Below are 18,908 nucleotides of genomic sequence, written 5' to 3'. Positions count from 1 at the left end.
CAATTATGTAATGATTATTTTCAGATATTTTCTTTTAGCCAAATTAGAAATTTTTTAAACCAACTAGCATCATTATTATCATTAATATCAAAATTATTCTTTTGTATTTTTAAAGATTGGGTTTTTACCATACCTATAGCAGTGGAATATATGTGGGGATTATAGTCTTCAGCAAAACCTGGTAAGATTTCCGGTTTACCAATTCGTACTTGTTTCTCAAAAATTTTACTTGCTAGTTCTTTTACTCCCCGGAGCATCGCTCCTCCACCAGTAATAACAATGCGGTAGGCGATCATATTGCCTGCCACAACTCTATCGTGCTGGGCTTGAACCATCAATAATATTTCTTCTACTCTTGGACTGATAACGCATGCAAGATATTTTGAGGTAATTGTTGGTCTACCACTATCAGGAATTTCCATTTCAAAATCTTCTAAATTAATAATATTATCTTTATCAAGAGAAGATGGCATGGCATTACCATAGAGAATCTTAAGTTTCTCTGCAACGTTCAGGCTTACTGAGAAGACTTTTGCTATATCAGATGTAATATGAAAGCTACCTATATCTATGTAGCTTGTATATATTAACTTGCCTGAGACAAACACACCAAAAGAGGTGGTTCTTGCCCCCATATCGATTATGATAGAGCCAAGATTTTTTTCATCTTCTGAAAGACAAGCAATTCCTGACGCATAAATTGCTAATATAATATTATTTATTTCCACATGACATTTTGCAAAACAATTGGTAATATTCATCAGCATATTAAAATTTGCTGTGATAATATGTAATTCACACCCTAATTCTTTGCCAAACATTCCGATTGGATCTTCAATAGCATTATTATTATCAAGAGTAAATTCTATAGGGAAATAATGAATAATTTCTTGGTCTTTAATTTTGAATTCCAATAAGGCTTTTTTGATAAGTTTTTTGATATCTTGTGGTGAAATTGGCTGATTAGAAAGTTTTATTTTACTATTTGCATAATAAGACTTAGTGCCATAGCCTGTTAGTGATATAGTTATTTTTTTTATGTTTTTACCGCAATCTTTTTCTAATGCGTAAATCGCTCCGACTATGCTATTTTCCGCATCTTTTAAATCTAATATGACTCCTGATTTAATACCTTTTGAGTGATGCAGAACTTGGCTTACTATTTTTGCATCTTCTCTTTTGTCAATATATGCTGCAATACAAGCTATTTTACTACTACCAAGGTCAAGAGTTAAAAAGTTAGACAATCTGGCTTTCATAATTCTTAATATTTTTCTATATAAAACTTACTCAAATCTCGTAAATCTATAGTTTTATAATTTTGATTAAATAATAGATTTTTCATATCCAATCCTGCAAGGTAATCTAAAGCACGATCAAACCCAGAATCTGGCATTTTAACAGTTATACCTTGCTCTAGATTTAAATTCCATCGTCTTTTCCCATAAAGTACCGAAGAGATAATTTTCTTAGCTAGTTCAGGGTATTTTGCTAAATCTTGAATTAATTTGTTAGTATAAATATTAGCGTCCGATCCTACAACATGAGGAAGATTAGTGAAAGTACCTATATCAGTAGTAATTTTATATCCTTCTTCATCAATAAGGAAAACCTTCTCGTTAAATTGCCAGATAGCAATTGGCACTCTCTCAGTTAATCTTATGTAAATAGTATTAGGTAATCTTCTCTCAATAATTACAACATTTTTAATCCAAGGATTGCGTTGCAAATTACTCTTTATTGCTCCCAGGTCTAAAGAAAGAATAGGCGTACCCTTATCAGCATTTAAAGTTGCCAATATATCTTCTTCCTTAGTATTATATTGCCCTTCTATTAAAACATTTTCAAGTCTAAAGCTAATATCAGAAGTCAATTCATAAATATTTTGGATAATTTCTTGTCTTACAGGAGCAAAATAGCTGGTAAAGAAAAATGAAGACAACAAAACTACTAGGGTAATTTTAATAAAAAATACCGCTCTAATATACACCATTGCCAACTTTCGTCGTAAAGGTATATTGGCTTTTTTCTTCTTATTAGACGCTTTATTCCTCTTCATGTGTCAATACATGCTGTTTCTAAGATTCTTTCCACTAACGAGCAAAAATTTATCCCCTGTAAGGCAGCTATTTCTGGTATAATCGATAAGGGAGTCATACCAGGATGAGTATTAATTTCTAGAGTAAAAATTTCATTCTTACTTTCATCAAAAATAAACTCTGCTCTAGCCACACCTCTGCAATTCATGGTTTGATATATTCTTTCCGACTCTTCTAGTAACTCATTATATATATTTTGCGGTAATGGAGCTGGACATAAATGCTGGGCAAATCCATCAGTGTATTTAGTCTCATAATCATAAAAACGCTGTTTCAGGAGTTTTATTTCCAATACCCCTAAGGCTTCGCCGTTTAAAACGGCTACTTGCATTTCTCGCCCCTTAATATATTCTTCAATCATTACCTGATCACCATAAGGAAAATTATAATTAGCAAAGTTAAAATCATCCTCAGCAAATATTACTTCAACGCCTATACTTGAGCCTTGGGTAAGGGGTTTTATAACATAGGGTCTTGGCATAGGATCAACCTTAATGTTATCAGATTTATTAACGACAATATTCTTGGCTACCTTAATATCATTAGCAACAAACCATGCTTTTGCATGTATTTTACTAAATGCTAAAGAAGAAGCGAGAACCCCACTGTGAGTATAAGGAATTCGCAAGATATTGAGTAACCCAGGCAAACAACCATCTTCGCCATAAGTACCATGTAAACAATTATAAACTATATCAGGTTTTATCTGTAAAAGTACCGAAGCAATGTCTACTCCCATATCTATAAAAGTGACTTTATATCCACTATCTACCAAAGCTTTGTTAACTCCCGAAGATGATACTAAAGAAACTTCTCGTTCAGCCGACATACCGCCACCTACTACCGCCACATGTTTTTTTCCTTTATCACTCAATATTGTAACCTTAGAATTAGCAATAAAACTTGTTTGATATTTATGCATATTTCCCTATTCTTTTAATTTCCCATTTTAGATCAATCCCACTATTTTCAAATACTCTTTTTTTAACAAGATCACCAAGATTTTCTAAATCACCAGCAGAGGCATTGCCATGGTTTATCATAAAGTTACAATGTAGTTGTGAGATGGAAGCCCCACCAATTTTGTATCCCCTCATGCCAGCTTTATCGATTAGTTGCCATGCTTTATGATTTTCTGGATTAGCAAATGTACTACCACCAGTACGTTCTTTAATTGGTTGGCTTGCTAGTCTGTTTTTACTTATTTCATTCATTTTTTCTAGGATCATATTACTGTCCCCCATCGTTATCTTAAATATAGCTTTGGTTATAATCAAATCTTGTGGTAAATTATTACCTCGATATTTAAAACCTATTTCTTCGTTAGGGATGGTAATAACATTACCTCTAGAGTCTATTGCTTCAATTGCTAGGATAATATCTTTAAATTCCGAGTTATAGGCACCGGCGTTCATTACCACTCCACCACCTATAGTACCTGGTATACCGCTTAGAAACTCAAAACCAGTAATTGAATGTATTTGACAAAATTTAGCAAGATTAAAATTAAGACAACTACTTCCTACCGATAATTGCCCTGCCGATAATTGGTGTTCTGGCATTAATTCTATATTAGTAAAATTCTGACCAAGTTTTATCACAACCCCCTCTATACCACCATCTCTAATAATAATATTTGATCCAGCCCCTAAAACAGTTATTGCTTTCTGTTGTTGGTTTTGTGCGACAAAATCTGCTAAGCTTGAGGAATCTAATGGTTTAAAAAATATCTCCGCAGGTCCACCAACTTTAAACCAAGTTAAATGACTTAAATTGTAATTATTTTTATATTCACCAGCTATTTGCATAATTATAAAATATCTACTTTACAGATTTGTTGAAATAACGTCATTGCAAGGAGACGTGAACTGACGAAGCAACAAATGTGGATTGCCACGTCGCCACTAAAGTGGCTCCTCGCAATGACGCTTGAGATGCATATAAGTCATTGCGAGACCACATAGTGGTCGTGGCAATCCATTGTTCACTAAACTAGACAACAACAATTACTCCGCTTTCACTAAAGCGGCTTCTCGCAATGATGTTCTTGGGTAAATTGCTGATGCAAATTATTTGCCCAAGCAGAAATACTCCCAGCACCCATCATAATTATTATATCATTTGGCATAGCTTCCTTGGCAATAAGACCAGCTATATCCTGGTGATTCTCGATAAATGATACCATCGAATGAGATTTAGTATCCTTGATTTTGTCTACTAAATTTCTTCCCGTTATACCATCTATTGGCTGTTCACCGGCAGCATATATATCTGTGATATACAGCCGATCAGCATCAAAAAAGCAAGTTATAAAATCATCAAACAAATATTTAACCCTTGAGTATCTATGTGGTTGGAAGATTGCTATAACTTTACTATTTTGCTTATTAGCAATATTTCTTGCCGTAGCAAGTGTAGCTTTTACTTCTTCCGGATGGTGAGCATAATCATCAATTATCGTAGCGTTATTATATTCAGCTACTTTAGTGAATCTGCGTTTTATCCCTTTAAAGCTATTAAATCCATTTTTAATAATTTTAATACCAAAATCAAGCTCTACGGCTATCGCGATAGCCGCAAGAGCATTAAGGATATTATGCCTTCCCGGAGTAGGTAAGGTGATGTGCTCGATAGTTGTTACCCCATTTACGTTAGGTAGACTAATTCGCACATCAAAAGTTGATGATTCAATATCAGAGTTTAAATTAAAGGCTTGTATGTTGGCATCATTTGAGTCTATTCCATAAGTTATGATTCTACGCTCAAATATGTCATTTACTAGTTTTCTAACAATTTGATGATCAATACAAGCCACGGCAAAACCATAAAATGGTAAATTAGTTACAAAACTCTTAAAAGCTTTAATTAAACTATCAAAATCCTGATAAAAATCTAGATGTTCTGGATCGATATTAGTTATTACTGCGATTGTTGATGGTATGTGAATGAAAGTTGCATCAGATTCATCAGCTTCAGCTATTAGATAATTCCCAGACCCAAGATATGCATTGGTGGATATATTATTAATAATACCACCATTAATTAACGTTGGGCAAAGCCCAGCCGCTTCAAATAAACAGGCAACGAGTGATGTAGTCGTAGTTTTGCCATGCGAACCAGAAATTGCTATGGAACATTTTAGCCTCATTAATTCAGCTAGCATTTCAGCTCGCCTAATTATTGGTATTTTTTTACGTATAGCTTCCTGAATTTCAGGATTATCTTTATTAATAGCCGACGAGACCACTACATATGAAACATCAGTAATATTCTGAGCTTGATGACCAAGGAAAACCTTAATACCATTATTCTCTAGTCTTTTAGTATTATAATTTTCGGCTATGTCAGAACCTTGCACTTTATATCCGAGATTATGTAGTATTTCGGCAATGCCACTCATACCAATTCCCCCAATGCCGATAAAATGCATAGTATCAAGAGTCCCATTTATTTTTTTTAACTCTAATAGAAACATGTATCTAATAATTAATTGTTTATCTCTTGCATAATCAGTTTTTAACTAAAGGTCAAGCTCTAATGATGAGTATACAACAATTATAGTGTACACTAAGCGTTATTACGTCAATTCGGGATAAGGATATTGTGAACATGTAGATTAAAATCAAATTTTGTTGAAGGTTTATTTTTCTTTAATGAGTAAGCAACAAGAGTAGATAATATATGGACAAAGGCATTTATTGGTGATCTATGTCTAGTATGTTCAAGGTTCATTTTATTTTTTAGATAATCAAAAACTGTTTCAATTAAGTTACGCTTTCGAAGTAAGATTTTTTCTTTCAAATCCATTAATTTATTTTCCATATTCTTCTTAATTCCATGAATCATTTTTAAGCCTCTTTCATATAAATTTAAGAACAAATTTTGCTTAATATAACCTTTATCAGCTGCTATAATTCCAGTTAATCTTTTTGTTAACTCCGGTACTGGAACCCTATCATCTACATTGCCTTTGGTCACTTTTAATGCCATAAACTCCCCTTTATTATTGATTATTACATGTAATTTAAAACCATAAAAATACCCCATAGAGGATTTACTATGTTTGGCTAATCCTTTAAAAACTTTATTGCTATAACGCCTTTTATTGTGACAAGCTTTAATCGTTGTAGAGTCAATAAAATAAATACCTGTTTCCTCACCAAACAACAAATGAATCAACATATTTAGCGGTATGAATAATCGTGCCATTAATTCAACAAATCTATTATAACTCAAGGCTTTGGGAAAATCATCCTTATGCATGCACTCTATATAACTTTTATAGAAAAATTTAAAATTCTTAGCATAGGATGTATGAAACATAATTATTATTGTTAACATTTCACTTAGACTCATGCTACAACAGCGATTTCTTTGCTTATTTGATGGTAATAACTTTCTCTGTTCATACTCCAAATAAATTTTACAAAAATCATCTATAAAACTATATAATTCTGTGATATCTTTTTTCATGCCTGTAGTTTGTTTTTTTGTTTAAAAATATAAATACTGCAGGCACTCCTTTTTGACAATCCTTTTATCTATTACTATTTCATCTATATCTTATCCCGAACTGACGTGTTATTAGAAAAATATTGTAAAAAATCAATAGACCTTATATCTGATTATAATATTCTATCGACCAAGGCAGGTGAGAAAAAATCCATAGTACCCTACAATTTTTGTAAAGATGGTATTAGGATAGAAAAAAGTTTTTGTTTGGGAGGTATTAATAATGTGGATATTAGCTGCGTTATGGCTGTTGTAGATTGATAAAAAGCATTTTTGATATGATCAAAGCCATAGGTAAATAATGAAAACAATTGTCTTTCAATGGTTTTGTACCGTTTTATTCGGATGGGATTTAAGGCATTTTGTATTATTCCATTTTTGACTATTAAAGCTGAAGCAATAGCAGTTATCACTAATAATTTTTCAAATCTATCCAATTTTACAATGTGACTTTTTTCAATATCAAAACCACCGCTTTTTAGGTGCAAAAATAGTCGTTCAACACTCCAACGAAATTTATATAAAGCAAAAATATCTTGCTCTATTTCAATTGAAGACACCAGAACCATCAGCTCGCTCTTATCATTTCTATATGCGGTAAAATTAACCTTTCTATTCCATAATATACCACTACAAGCCCTATACTCTAAGGCTTTAACATCACTAAATATTCTTTCAATGGTTAAAGTTCTTAAACCTTTTGTAAGACGAATTTTATGATCCATTTTTAATGGAATAACAAACTTTAGATGGTTATTTATCAGAAAGTCTAACCATTCTTTATTCATAAATTCTCTATCAGCAAGCAAATATTTTATTCTTTCAACGCCAAAATTATTAATAAATTTCTGTAAAAATTCCTTCATAAATTCTGCAGAACACCCGCCACCATGCGACAAAGTCTTCCAGAATATTGGCACCGATATTTTACCAATTACCATTACTAAAAATAAAATATTAATATCGGATTTACCAAATTTCCAACTTACGTTAATTCGGGATAAGGATTAGTAAAAATAGCAGACATATATACACTACGAAGAGCAATTAATGTATGAATTCACAGAAATGCAATTTATACATATCCAAAATCTTGTATTAGTTATAGCTAAAGCATTTTTACTAATCCTTATCCCGAATTAACGTGTTATGCAAGAGGTCTATTGATTAAGAATTTGGCAATCTTACCATTCTCAACAAATTCTGCTACAGTTTGAATACCCAAATCCTCAGAGAGGTTAATTAATCTTTTAATGAAGTCTTGACTTTGCAGATCGCTGGTGATGTTACGTACGTAGCTACCATCAATTTTAAGAATATCTATTGGCAAATAAAAAGGTACAAGAATTAAGAAAACACGAATTAAAGGCAAAAAAAATAAAGCAGATTTTGCAAAAGGCTAGGCTCTGTGAACAAAGTAGATAGATTCTGTTGCATTAATCATTTAAGTAAATTAAACTAGTAAAAGTGACTGGTTCGGTAAAAGATGAGTTAATGAGAACGATTGATGCGTTTAAAGAAAAACTCATTTATCTGAGCTAACTAAAAAATAGTATCATTTTATAATTGTGACGCAATATGTTTAAAAATTTATTACAACTTTACAGCATGATAATTTGTCTTTTTGCTAGCCTAACTCTTATGTTCACATTGGTGCAAGTTATGCAAAATATTGCAAGTCTAGTATTACCAGAATATAAGTATAATCATGATATAGCTAAATTTAACTCTGTCGAAAACTTTATTGATTCGAAGAATCCACAGGAAGCGGAAAAGATTAGATTATTAAGTAAAATAGAAATAGACAAAAAGATAAATCTTGAAAAAACAAATTATATGCAAAAAGTAGAAAAAGATACAATATTTAATCTAATTAGCAATACTACTTGGGTAATTACTAGTTTAATATTTTTTATTATCCATTGGTTGCTGTATAAAAAATCATTCAAGCGTCATTGCGAGCTGATGTATCCCCACGAAATTGTTGCAAAATAGCAAGAATTGATAGAATATCTTCATTATTTAATGATGATGGAGATAGTAGGTTATGGATGTAAAAACAGTATTAAATGAAGTAATAAAAGAACATTGTCCTTTTATACAAATAATCGTTTAAATGCGTTACTTGATGTTGCAGAAGGCTTGCGATATAGTCAGAATTTGTCTTTGAGTGCAATTGGCAGGAACTTGAGTGGTGATAGTAAAGTAAAACATAAAATAAAAAAAGTTGATAGATGTATAGGTAACAAACATTTATATAACGAGGTTGATAATCTCTATAGTGCTTTATCATATTTCATATTTGAGTTTATCAAGCATTCTAATGATGACAGTGTTGTGATTGATTTATGTTATCTTAAAGATGATCGCATGGTACAAATGCTAAGTGCTCAATTTTGTACAAGAGGGATGAGTTTACCTTTGTATCAAGATGTGTTTGAAGAAGGTGAATTAAAGGGCAGAACGGTAGAATTTTTAAATAAATTAAAGAGTATAATACCTGATGGAAAAAGGGTTATTGTGATTATGGACGCTGGCTTTCATATTGAATGGTTTAAGGAAATAGAAAAACAAGGGTGGAGTTGGGTGTGTCGGGTACGACAAGGAAAAGATTTAAAATTAGCTAAGAATGAGGATTGGATATCAGTTGAAAATTTCATGCCATCAATTGGTTCAAAAACGATGGAATGTGGTACGATTCTGCTAACCAAAGCTCATAAATATTCCTGCAAAATGGTTACAACTTGCAAAGTCCCTAAGGGTCGAGTGCAGAAGGTTAGCAGGAATCGTACTAGCAGTAAAACAGCAAATGGTTCATATAACAAAGCTGCAAAAGAACCTTGGATATTGGTAACTAACTTAAGTTCTGATGAATATAAGGGAGCGGAAATAGTGAGGTTATATAGCAAACGTATGCAAATAGAGGAGACGTTTCGAGTGATAAAAAGTCATAAATTTGGTCTTGCTGGAAGATATATTCGAACTTTAGATGTGAATAGATGGGGAGTTTTAATGTTACTATCTGCCATTGTTATTATAACATATTGGGTTATAGGTGTGGTAGGCTATAGCCAAGGTATGCAAAGAATTTTCCAACCTAACACAGTAAAAGATAAAAAGATTTATTCGTATTTTACCCTTGGGAAATTTATTATTGAATTTAATTATTTGCATGCCATAAAACCATTGGTAGAACCCCTGGCATCTATTATAAAGACGGAGCTTTGTCGTGCTTAATTTCGTGGGGATACATCAGATTGCGAGGAGATACTTTAGTAGCGTGAAGCAATCTATTTTTAATCACTTTTATGGATTGCTTTGTCGGCTCACGCTTCCTCGCAATGATGCGTGAACGTTCACTCATATATTACCACCTAATTCAATTGCTTTACTAATATCTGATTATTTTATTCTATTAACTGAGGCAGGTGAGAAGAAATCGCCTTGCATAGCATCTATTTTTAGATTGATTAAGAATTTGGCAATCTTACCATTCTCAACAAATTCTGCTACAGTTTGAATACCCAAATCCTCAGAGAGGTTAATTAATCTTTTAATGAAGTCTTGACTTTGCAGATCGCTGGTGATGTTACGTACGTAGCTACCATCAATTTTAAGAATATCTATTGGCAAATTTTGTAATTGCTTAAATGAAGTAAACCCAGAGCCGAAATCATCTAAAGCAAATTTGCAACCGTATTTTCTTAATCTGTGCATAAAATACGTTATTTGTTGATAATGCTGATTAAGGCTAGTCTCAGTAATTTCGATAATTAATCTTCCTGAAACATCATATGTTTGTAATAATTTTTCTGCTATTACTAGCAAAGGAGAATCTAATGTGCCAATATTTGAAATATTAACTGATAGCATCAAGTCTGGGTTAGCATCTAATTCTTTGATTGCCATTTCTAGCACTACTTGATCTACTATAAAAATTAAACCTTTCTTTTCAGCCTCTGGGATTATTGCTCCTATAGAACATAGATAGTTATTTGTATCAGGAATCCTTAATAAACATTCATAGTAATGAGCTTTCATTGTTTTACGGTCAATAACTGGCTGATAAGCAAAAACCATTGTTTTGTTTAATAGGGACTTTCTTAAGAGATTAAGCTGTTTATTGGACTCTTTAATGTATTCTATATTATAATATTTAGAGTCATACTCACGATAATAATTTTGGTCACCTGGATAAGAAATTAGCCAGTTCAATAAATTATAAATTTCTTCAGCTTTATTGCTAAATTTGGGAAATTCTATGCTAGCAATACTACAATTCATATAAACTGTAGGTAATAGATCATCAACATAAAGCTGGGATAATAAATGTGCTTTTAGGGCAATTTCTTTAACTAGATTTGGATCTAATATCGGTAGAACTAATAATATTCGATCATGTTCAATGTGTTTATAAATTGATGTGACAGAATTGCTAATTAATTCATTGCAAATTTCAGAAATAATTTTATTAAGTTTGTCAATTATGTGAATGTCTTTTGCCATCATAGCATTTAATTCGTCATAATTTAATAGCTTAAAAGAGATGCAATATCCACGCTCTACTTTATCAAGCTCAAACTGTAAATTTCTAATTTTCGTATCTAATTTCACCATAACTCAAATAATATAAATTTACTAAATACTAAAATCCTAGTAGAATGATACAAGTAAAAGTTTTATATTATAAAATTATGAGCAAAATAAATAGAATAAAAAGCAAATTAGATGTGTTAAAACCACATTATTGTGAAATAGTTGATGAAAGTTCCAAACATGCTAGCCATACTGGTGGAACTACTGAGAGCCATTTTAGGGTTAAAATTTTTTCAGCAGCTTTTATAGGAAAAAGCTTGCTAGAACAACATAAAATGATTAACAATCTTTTAGCAGATGAGCTAACTAGTGGATTACACGCCTTATCAATTGATACGAAAAAACCTAACTTGCCTCATAGGAACGATGGAGAAACGCCTATATGTAGACGAGTGAAGACGTTACCAACTCATCAATTGATTATAGACGTTTGTGAATTGGAAATTTAGCTATAGAATCAGTCTTTAATTTTATGTTATATTTAGAGTGTGATATATATGATACATAATGAAAAAGAATCTACGTCGTTTGAGAACCTTAAAGATTCCGAAACAAATAGTGCTACAATTGACGAATCTACTATTGATACTCCTAGCGTTAAAGAGAAGCCGAATGAATTAAAAGTATCTCCTCTAGATGAAACTCTAAGTAATTCGGTGGATAATCAAATAATTCAACCAAAAGAAAGAAAAGCAAGAATTATCAAAAGCCTTGACGATATGGAGCTTGGACGTATCAATAAGTTAAAAACTACTTCTGCTGCAAAATCGGTAAGAAGTAAGGATGATTTGTCGATAATTGAGCAAGAACAAAATGAGAAATTAAAGTCGATTAAAACAAATGAGATTAGAATTTCAAATGAATTTCTAAAATCTTTAGAACAAGAAAATAAAGAAATAAAGACAGAATCAAACATAAAAAGAGCTATCTCTTACATAGTTTCTGCTTGGGAGTGGACAAAAAAGACCAAGGCTTTCAAGGCTATAGATTGGCTGTTAAATACAAAATTAGCCAAAATTGCACTCGGTAGTGCTGTAAGCCGAACTATTACGGCAACGCTTGCAATAGTAGCATTAACTGGGATACCCCCCCCTACAGCCTTAGCCATGGCAGCAATAACATTAGCTGGAGTAGCTGGAGGTATGGTAGCTGATGCTATTAAAACAAGAAAGATTCGTAAACTTGCCCAAGAAAATGACCTATTAATGCAAAATCGAGGAGATATAAGTAAACAACAATATTTATTAGCACTGGATCCCAAGTTAGCCCGGTTATTGGGCAATAAATTACACGTCCCAACATCTGCCCCAGGTGAAGAAAATAAACATTATCACTACATATCTTCCAAAGCAGAACTGGCATTTAATACAAGTAAGTTTTTTATGGAGAATATTCAGGACGCAACGATTTTAGCATCTAATATAATTGCAGCTAGCACTGGTAATCCTGCTAAGATTGCTGCGGCGGTTAAATCTGGTACAGCTTCAGCGATTACTTTGATTACCTCAGGTTTAACTGAAAAACAATCAGCTGATCTTGTTACAGCATTTAAAATTAATATTAATAACGAACTACATAAGAGTGATGTTGCAGATTATCATAATTTACAAGAGTTGCGTAAGATTGTACAAAAACAACATATTCAAACTACTGCTCTAACTGAGTTGATGCGAGAGAAAGATTATTTCAAGTTAACCGATGAGCAAAAACAAAATAAATTTGATGTGTATCAAGAAGCTTTAAATGAAATAAGGCTCGACAAAAATTATAGAAAATTAACCGATGAGCAAAAACGAGATATACTTCATGCAACAGTAAATAAGCTTGAAGGAAAATCTAATGAACAAGAAACTGAAAATAAAGAAAAGAAAAAAAGTAGTAACAGACTAATATCAGCGGCAAAAGGCACGCTAAGCTTTTTAAAAGATTTAGGTAGGGCAAATGATCCTTTTTATGAACAACCTGAAGTTAAAGGTAACAATTCATTAACCAAATCTATGAGTGCTGCCAAGAAATCTGCTGAAGAAATCGTAACTCCTGCAGTTATAGAACAATTACGAAAAAGTAAATCTACATCAGATTTATTGCAAAAAGAAAATAATGTTCATCAGAAAAATTTGCAAAGAAGCCATTCTTCAGATCGGCATCTTGAACGATAAATTAAATTCTCAGCTTACGCATGGCATTTAAAAGTCATATAGAAAATAGCTTGGCGTCATTGCGAGAAGCCACTTTATAGTCAATTCAGGAGAATTTGGGGCTAGGAGCGATGGAGCGACGCCTATAAGTAATTATAGTACCCTACAATTTTGAGAAGATGAAGAAGAATGGTTGATTTAGAGTGGTGTGAAGTAGTATAAGGTAGGTATTTTTATAACAAAATGCATAATATAATACTTCAAGAATTGATTTTATATATAGACGGAAATAAATCAAGATTAAAATGTTTGGTTGGTATGGTAATTAGTTTGCTGACGGGCAGCTCAATTTATCAAAAAGGTTTAGCACTTGGTATTTTAGGTGATGCTAAAGCGACGTCAAAAACTCATAGAATTTATCGTTTTTTAAAAGATTTTAATTTTGATTATATGAAGGTTGGCTATTTGCTATTAAGCTTTTTTGCTTCAAAAAATTATGTCGTAGCAATGGATAGGACAAGTTGGAAATTTGGTAAATCCGATATTAATATTTTATTTTTAGTAATGGTAATTGGTAAAATATCGGTGCCAATATTCTGGAAGACTTTGTCGCATGGTGGCGGGTGTTCTGCAGAATTTATGAAGGAATTTTTACAGAAATTTATTAATAATTTTGGCGTTGAAAGAATAAAATATTTGCTTGCTGATAGAGAATTTATGAATAAAGAATGGTTAGACTTTCTGATAAATAACCATCTAAAGTTTGTTATTCCATTAAAAATGGATCATAAAATTCGTCTTACAAAAGGTTTAAGAACTTTAACCATTGAAAGAATATTTAGTGATGTTAAAGCCTTAGAGTATAGGGCTTGTAGTGGTATATTATGGAATAGAAAGGTTAATTTTACCGCATATAGAAATGATAAGAGCGAGCTGATGGTTCTGGTGTCTTCAATTGAAATAGAGCAAGATATTTTTGCTTTATATAAATTTCGTTGGAGTGTTGAACGACTATTTTTGCACCTAAAAAGCGGTGGTTTTGATATTGAAAAAAGTCACATTGTAAAATTGGATAGATTTGAAAAATTATTAGTGATAACTGCTATTGCTTCAGCTTTAATAGTCAAAAATGGAATAATACAAAATGCCTTAAATCCCATCCGAATAAAACGGTACAAAACCATTGAAAGACAATTGTTTTCATTATTTACCTATGGCTTTGATCATATCAAAAATGCTTTTTATCAATCTACAACAGCCATAACGCAGCTAATAAGGTGGTCCCCTTTGTCTAGACAAAAATTTAGATAAATAGAGATATAATTCACAAAAATTAAATTGTTGTTTTTATACAATATTTTTTTCAAAATATACACATTCTGGAGTTTTATAATCCAAAGCTTGATGCATCCTTTGTCTATTATAAAAGTCCATATATTCGTTAATTGCTGTCTTTGCCTCCTTTACTGTTGTTAAAATAATCCGATAAATTTTTTCCTGTTTTAATGATCGCCAAAAACGTTCAATAAAAATATTATCTAAGGCTCGTCCCTTACCATCCATACTAATCAAGATATTATGTAGCTTTAGCATACTAATAAAATTCTCCGAGGTAAATTGTACTCCTTGATCAGTATTAAATATTTTTGGCATACCATATTTTTCTATAGCGTCTTCAAGGGCTGTTACACAAAATTCACTTTCCAAACTAATGGAGATTCGCCAACTTAGAATATAACGACTATACCAGTCAATAATAGCTACTAAATATACGAACCCTTGGCTCAGTCTTATATACGTTATATCTGCACTCCAAACCTGGTTTGGCAATACTATTTCTAATCCTTTTAGTAAATAAGGATATATTTTATGCACTTGATTCCTCTTGCTTAAATTTATTTTAGGATAAACAGCTTCAAGACCCATTATCTTGTAGTAACGTCTAACAGCTTTACGACCTACCGAAAAACCTTGGGCTTGTAAATATTTAGCCATCCGCCGCATACCATAATATGGATGCATAGTATAGGTCTCATCAATTATTGCCATAATCTTGATATCTTGTTCACTAATACCAGTAGGTTGATAGTAATAGGTTGACCTGCTAATATCCAATAACTTACACTGTTGTACAATTGTTAACTTATTATGATTAGGCTCTATCATATTACACCTAACCTTTAATTCCAAACAATGCAGATTTTTTTTTGAGCCAGTCACACTCAACGCTTAACTGACCAATTTGCTCATATAGATTCTTGATTAACCCCTGCTGATTTGGATCAGCACTCTGTGTTTTATTCTTAAAACCTTGTACTAACAACTCAAGACCTTGTTTTTTCCAGTTACTTATCTGTGTTGCATGAACACCATACTTACTAGTTATCTGGGCTATTGTTAGCTCTCCCTTAATTGCTTCTATGACAATTTTGGCTTTCTCCTCAGCACTATATTGCCTTACTTGTTTTTTCATCTCTAGCTCTCCTTGTTTGCTAAAGAATTCTATCTCATTTTTCTTATTTTTCTGTCCAAAATATTGGGACCATTATAATTTTTGTAAAGATGGTATTAGGATAGAAAAAAGTTTTTGTTTGGGAGGTATTAATAATGTGGATATTAGCTGCGTTATGGCTGTTGTAGATTGATAAAAAGCATTTTTGATATGATCAAAGCCATAGGTAAATAATGAAAACAATTGTCTTTCAATGGTTTTGTACCGTTTTATTCGGATGGGATTTAAGGCATTTTGTATTATTCCATTTTTGACTATTAAAGCTGAAGCAATAGCAGTTATCACTAATAATTTTTCAAATCTATCCAATTTTACAATGTGACTTTTTTCAATATCAAAACCACCGCTTTTTAGGTGCAAAAATAGTCGTTCAACACTCCAACGAAATTTATATAAAGCAAAAATATCTTGCTCTATTTCAATTGAAGACACCAGAACCATCAGCTCGCTCTTATCATTTCTATATGCGGTAAAATTAACCTTTCTATTCCATAATATACCACTACAAGCCCTATACTCTAAGGCTTTAACATCACTAAATATTCTTTCAATGGTTAAAGTTCTTAAACCTTTTGTAAGACGAATTTTATGATCCATTTTTAATGGAATAACAAACTTTAGATGGTTATTTATCAGAAAGTCTAACCATTCTTTATTCATAAATTCTCTATCAGCAAGCAAATATTTTATTCTTTCAACGCCAAAATTATTAATAAATTTCTGTAAAAATTCCTTCATAAATTCTGCAGAACACCCGCCACCATGCGACAAAGTCTTCCAGAATATTGGCACCGATATTTTACCAATTACCATTACTAAAACTCAATAACTAACCAGCTGAAGCTGGTAGGTTGAAGTTGCGACTAGAAGTCACGGATTTACTCTAAAGAGATATTCATTACATTATTAGGCTGATGTGCATCTGAATGATTGTTAATGTAGTTATTGATTATATCATCAGTGACATTACCACTGGTTGAGCTAAAGAAGCCCCTAGCCCAAAAGTGGCGTCCCCAGTAAGTTTTTCTAATTTCAGGAAATTCTTGCTGAATTTTATATGATGAACGTCCTTTAGCTGCTTTAACAAACTGACTAATGGATATATGAGGTGGAATTTCAGCCATAATATGGACATGATCGGCAGATAATATTCCATTGATGATTTTGATACCAAGATATTCTGCTACCTGAGCAATAATTTCTCTAATTCTAATCCTGAGGTTACCTGTGAGTACTTTGTATCGATACTTAGTAATCCAAACGATATGGAAGCGGTGGTAAAATACGGTGTGGCTAGACTTACTATAATCAGTCATATATATTATTCTCTATTCAGAGAATAATATATATGATAACATTAGTAAATTGAAATATTTTAGAACAAGGACTGAAGTCTTTTCCGGCTGAAGCCGGAGGTTTTAACCAAATTTTGGGACAATAAAATATTAATATCGGATTTACCAAATTTCCAACTTGTCCTATCCATTGCTACGACATAATTTTTTGAAGCAAAAAAGCTTAATAGCAAATAGCCAACCTTCATATAATCAAAATTAAAATCTTTTAAAAAACGATAAATTCTATGAGTTTTTGACGTCGCTTTAGCATCACCTAAAATACCAAGTGCTAAACCTTTTTGATAAATTGAGCTGCCCGTCAGCAAACTAATTACCATACCAACCAAACATTTTAATCTTGATTTATTTCCGTCTATATATAAAATCAATTCTTGAAGTATTATATTATGCATTTTGTTATAAAAATACCTACCTTATACTACTTCACACCACTCTAAATCAACCATTCTTCTTCATCTTCTCAAAATTGTAGGGTACTATAGCGACGACGTCACCAACTTCTCATCAATTGACTATAGTGGGCGACGAAGCAATCTATATGTGGATTGCCACGCTCACGTACGTTCGCTCGCAATGACGTTTTGTACTTTTCCAGAATTTTTAAATTGTCATGGGGTTTATGCGTAAGGTGAGTTAATTTACAACTATAGTACTAAGACTTAGGCAAATTAGCAAGATATTCTCCCTTCCAAAGCTCCTGATAAATAATAGGATCAATGTTCCCACCTGATATAAGCACTAAAACTTTCTTAGGTTTTGACTGTTTCTTTAACCAATTTACTACTCCAACCATATTTAAAGCACATGATGGTTCACAGGCAATTCGTAGCAAATGAATCAACCAAGCGGTCCAATAATATATAGAATGTTCATCAGCAAGAAAGAAATCATCAAGTTTATTTAGATAATTAAATGTACGTGGTGAAACTGCTAAAGTACGCAAACCATCTGCTACAGTACTTGGTGAATCAGTAAACCTATATATCGAACCTTGCTTAATCGATAAGAAAGCATCGTTGGCATTAAGCGGCTCTGAACCTATCAGCAAGCTGGATGGAGATAGCAATTCTTTCGCTAAATATGATCCAGAAAGCACCCCCCCACCTCCACAAGAAGCAAAAATGGCATCTGGGCTGAATCCTAGTTGTTGCAATGCTTCATAACACATCGTACCAGCCCCAGCTATACTAGAATCACTATCGGAAGGATGCAAATAGTAAAAATCATTTTCTATGTCACTCTTTGCTTTATCTTCTGCCATCTGTCTAGTTTTAGTTAGTATAACCTCTGCTCCATAATATTTTGCTGTTTGTTGTTTAATTGGAGAGGTATTTTCTGGTAAATAAATTCTTGCCTTAAGGTTAAGGGTTTTTGCTACCCAAGCAAGACCAATTCCATGATTACCTGTACTATATGCAACAACTTTATTTGGTAAACAATTTTGTTCTTGCAACTCTAATAAGTGGTTTAATACCCCTCTAACCTTGAATGCTCCGGTTTTTTGTAACGAGTCTATTTTAAAGAAAATTTTATGCCCGAGCATTTTATCTAAAATTTCAGATTGAACTATTGGGGTCAAATGAAGATATTGTTTTACCCTATTGCTTGCTATTGATATGATATTGGAAGATTGAGGCGATGAAGGCATATATAAAACTAAATGTAGCTTGAAATCATAGTAAGACGGTATTAT

At 32.3% G+C, this 18,908-nt stretch carries 18 protein-coding genes and 2 pseudogenes; 5 read left to right on the top strand and 15 right to left on the bottom strand.

Features of this window, described 5'->3' with window-relative positions; all coding sequences use genetic code 11:
- Window positions 1-20: 20 nt before the first annotated feature.
- The 8 genes and pseudogenes from ftsA to NBW66_RS00175 form a co-directional block, all read right to left on the bottom strand.
- On the bottom strand, window positions 21-1,259 hold the full coding sequence (ftsA, locus tag NBW66_RS00210; RefSeq protein ID WP_250311394.1) for a cell division protein FtsA: 1,239 nt from the start codon (window positions 1,257-1,259) through the stop codon (window positions 21-23).
- A 5-nt stretch (window positions 1,260-1,264) separates the two neighbouring features.
- Window positions 1,265-2,059 carry a cell division protein FtsQ/DivIB gene (locus NBW66_RS00205; RefSeq protein WP_250311393.1) on the bottom strand — a complete coding sequence of 265 codons (795 nt, stop codon included), beginning with the start codon at window positions 2,057-2,059 and terminating at the stop codon, window positions 1,265-1,267.
- Window positions 2,056-3,021, bottom strand: a complete 966-nt coding sequence (locus NBW66_RS00200; RefSeq protein WP_250311392.1) for a D-alanine--D-alanine ligase — start codon at window positions 3,019-3,021, stop codon at window positions 2,056-2,058. Before NBW66_RS00200 ends, NBW66_RS00205 begins: the two co-directional genes overlap by 4 nt.
- Window positions 3,014-3,907, bottom strand: a complete 894-nt coding sequence (gene murB / locus NBW66_RS00195; RefSeq protein WP_250311391.1) for a UDP-N-acetylmuramate dehydrogenase — start codon at window positions 3,905-3,907, stop codon at window positions 3,014-3,016. Before murB ends, NBW66_RS00200 begins: the two co-directional genes overlap by 8 nt.
- A gap of 212 nt (window positions 3,908-4,119) precedes the next feature.
- The gene (gene murC / locus NBW66_RS00190; RefSeq protein WP_250311390.1) at window positions 4,120-5,574 is read right to left on the bottom strand and encodes a UDP-N-acetylmuramate--L-alanine ligase; all 1,455 of its coding nucleotides are present in this window, start codon (window positions 5,572-5,574) and stop codon (window positions 4,120-4,122) included.
- A 107-nt stretch (window positions 5,575-5,681) separates the two neighbouring features.
- Window positions 5,682-6,572, bottom strand: a complete 891-nt coding sequence (locus NBW66_RS00185) for an IS982 family transposase (protein WP_250310582.1) — start codon at window positions 6,570-6,572, stop codon at window positions 5,682-5,684.
- Window positions 6,573-6,772: 200 nt separating this feature from the next.
- On the bottom strand, window positions 6,773-7,552 hold the full coding sequence (locus NBW66_RS00180; protein WP_250311232.1) for a transposase: 780 nt from the start codon (window positions 7,550-7,552) through the stop codon (window positions 6,773-6,775).
- A gap of 206 nt (window positions 7,553-7,758) precedes the next feature.
- Window positions 7,759-7,941: pseudogene (locus NBW66_RS00175) on the bottom strand (EAL domain-containing protein); the annotation flags it as partial.
- A 332-nt stretch (window positions 7,942-8,273) separates the two neighbouring features.
- Between NBW66_RS00175 and NBW66_RS00170 the strand changes: the two are divergent.
- Together NBW66_RS00170 and NBW66_RS00165 are read left to right on the top strand one after the other, a co-directional pair.
- Window positions 8,274-8,606, top strand: coding sequence for a hypothetical protein (locus NBW66_RS00170; RefSeq protein WP_250311389.1), 333 nt, complete (start codon window positions 8,274-8,276; stop codon window positions 8,604-8,606).
- Between the two features lie 93 nt (window positions 8,607-8,699).
- Window positions 8,700-9,848 carry an IS4 family transposase gene (locus NBW66_RS00165; RefSeq protein ID WP_250311388.1) on the top strand — a complete coding sequence of 383 codons (1,149 nt, stop codon included), beginning with the start codon at window positions 8,700-8,702 and terminating at the stop codon, window positions 9,846-9,848.
- A 165-nt stretch (window positions 9,849-10,013) separates the two neighbouring features.
- Here the strand turns inward: NBW66_RS00165 and NBW66_RS00160 are convergent, their stop codons facing one another.
- Window positions 10,014-11,228, bottom strand: coding sequence for an EAL domain-containing protein (locus NBW66_RS00160; RefSeq protein WP_250311387.1), 1,215 nt, complete (start codon window positions 11,226-11,228; stop codon window positions 10,014-10,016).
- 77 nt (window positions 11,229-11,305) lie between these two features.
- Here NBW66_RS00160 and NBW66_RS00155 point away from each other — a divergent pair.
- From NBW66_RS00155 to NBW66_RS00145, 3 genes and pseudogenes are all read left to right on the top strand, one after another.
- A pseudogene (locus tag NBW66_RS00155) lies at window positions 11,306-11,542 on the top strand (BolA family protein); the annotation flags it as partial.
- 162 nt (window positions 11,543-11,704) lie between these two features.
- Window positions 11,705-13,366, top strand: coding sequence for a hypothetical protein (locus tag NBW66_RS00150; RefSeq protein ID WP_250311386.1), 1,662 nt, complete (start codon window positions 11,705-11,707; stop codon window positions 13,364-13,366).
- A gap of 222 nt (window positions 13,367-13,588) precedes the next feature.
- Window positions 13,589-14,656, top strand: coding sequence for a transposase (locus NBW66_RS00145; RefSeq protein ID WP_250311385.1), 1,068 nt, complete (start codon window positions 13,589-13,591; stop codon window positions 14,654-14,656).
- A 36-nt stretch (window positions 14,657-14,692) separates the two neighbouring features.
- On the opposite strand, the gene NBW66_RS00140 is transcribed toward NBW66_RS00145, so the two are convergent.
- The 6 genes from NBW66_RS00140 to NBW66_RS00115 form a co-directional block, all read right to left on the bottom strand.
- Entirely contained in the window at window positions 14,693-15,511 is an 819-nt protein-coding gene (locus tag NBW66_RS00140; protein WP_250310686.1) for an IS3 family transposase, read from the bottom strand.
- Between the two features lie 7 nt (window positions 15,512-15,518).
- Window positions 15,519-15,818 (bottom strand): transposase, encoded by a 300-nt coding sequence (locus NBW66_RS00135; protein WP_094649795.1) that lies wholly within the window; start codon window positions 15,816-15,818, stop codon window positions 15,519-15,521.
- A gap of 72 nt (window positions 15,819-15,890) precedes the next feature.
- A complete protein-coding gene (locus NBW66_RS00130) occupies window positions 15,891-16,670 on the bottom strand; it encodes a transposase (RefSeq protein WP_250311232.1) in 780 nt (259 codons plus the stop codon).
- A gap of 65 nt (window positions 16,671-16,735) precedes the next feature.
- Window positions 16,736-17,173: an IS200/IS605 family transposase gene (gene tnpA, locus NBW66_RS00125; RefSeq protein ID WP_250310592.1), complete on the bottom strand. Its 438-nt coding sequence runs from the start codon at window positions 17,171-17,173 to the stop codon at window positions 16,736-16,738.
- Window positions 17,174-17,232: 59 nt separating this feature from the next.
- Entirely contained in the window at window positions 17,233-17,607 is a 375-nt protein-coding gene (locus NBW66_RS00120; RefSeq protein WP_250311384.1) for a hypothetical protein, read from the bottom strand.
- Between the two features lie 260 nt (window positions 17,608-17,867).
- Complete coding sequence (locus tag NBW66_RS00115; protein ID WP_250312216.1) at window positions 17,868-18,863, bottom strand: serine/threonine dehydratase; 996 nt, start codon at window positions 18,861-18,863, stop codon at window positions 17,868-17,870.
- Between the last annotated feature and the right edge of the window lie 45 nt (window positions 18,864-18,908).

This window comes from Rickettsia endosymbiont of Oedothorax gibbosus (assembly GCF_936269705.1).
Taxonomy (GTDB): domain Bacteria; phylum Pseudomonadota; class Alphaproteobacteria; order Rickettsiales; family Rickettsiaceae; genus Tisiphia.
This window is presented reverse-complemented; position numbering and strand designations above follow the sequence as displayed.

Coding starts and splice junctions, on each gene's coding strand:
- NBW66_RS00205 (WP_250311393.1), bottom strand. CDS start 2,059: ATGAAGAGGAATAAAGCGTCTAATAAGAAGAAAAAAGCCAATATACCT.
- NBW66_RS00140 (WP_250310686.1), bottom strand. CDS start 15,511: ATGATAGAGCCTAATCATAATAAGTTAACAATTGTACAACAGTGTAAG.
- NBW66_RS00180 (WP_250311232.1), bottom strand. CDS start 7,552: ATGGTAATTGGTAAAATATCGGTGCCAATATTCTGGAAGACTTTGTCG.
- NBW66_RS00135 (WP_094649795.1), bottom strand. CDS start 15,818: ATGAAAAAACAAGTAAGGCAATATAGTGCTGAGGAGAAAGCCAAAATT.
- NBW66_RS00120 (WP_250311384.1), bottom strand. CDS start 17,607: ATGCATAATATAATACTTCAAGAATTGATTTTATATATAGACGGAAAT.
- NBW66_RS00170 (WP_250311389.1), top strand. CDS start 8,274: ATGCAAAATATTGCAAGTCTAGTATTACCAGAATATAAGTATAATCAT.
- murB (WP_250311391.1), bottom strand. CDS start 3,907: ATGCAAATAGCTGGTGAATATAAAAATAATTACAATTTAAGTCATTTA.
- NBW66_RS00160 (WP_250311387.1), bottom strand. CDS start 11,228: ATGGTGAAATTAGATACGAAAATTAGAAATTTACAGTTTGAGCTTGAT.
- NBW66_RS00200 (WP_250311392.1), bottom strand. CDS start 3,021: ATGCATAAATATCAAACAAGTTTTATTGCTAATTCTAAGGTTACAATA.
- NBW66_RS00150 (WP_250311386.1), top strand. CDS start 11,705: ATGATACATAATGAAAAAGAATCTACGTCGTTTGAGAACCTTAAAGAT.
- ftsA (WP_250311394.1), bottom strand. CDS start 1,259: ATGAAAGCCAGATTGTCTAACTTTTTAACTCTTGACCTTGGTAGTAGT.
- NBW66_RS00115 (WP_250312216.1), bottom strand. CDS start 18,863: ATGCCTTCATCGCCTCAATCTTCCAATATCATATCAATAGCAAGCAAT.
- murC (WP_250311390.1), bottom strand. CDS start 5,574: ATGTTTCTATTAGAGTTAAAAAAAATAAATGGGACTCTTGATACTATG.
- NBW66_RS00185 (WP_250310582.1), bottom strand. CDS start 6,572: ATGAAAAAAGATATCACAGAATTATATAGTTTTATAGATGATTTTTGT.
- NBW66_RS00130 (WP_250311232.1), bottom strand. CDS start 16,670: ATGGTAATTGGTAAAATATCGGTGCCAATATTCTGGAAGACTTTGTCG.
- tnpA (WP_250310592.1), bottom strand. CDS start 17,173: ATGACTGATTATAGTAAGTCTAGCCACACCGTATTTTACCACCGCTTC.
- NBW66_RS00145 (WP_250311385.1), top strand. CDS start 13,589: ATGCATAATATAATACTTCAAGAATTGATTTTATATATAGACGGAAAT.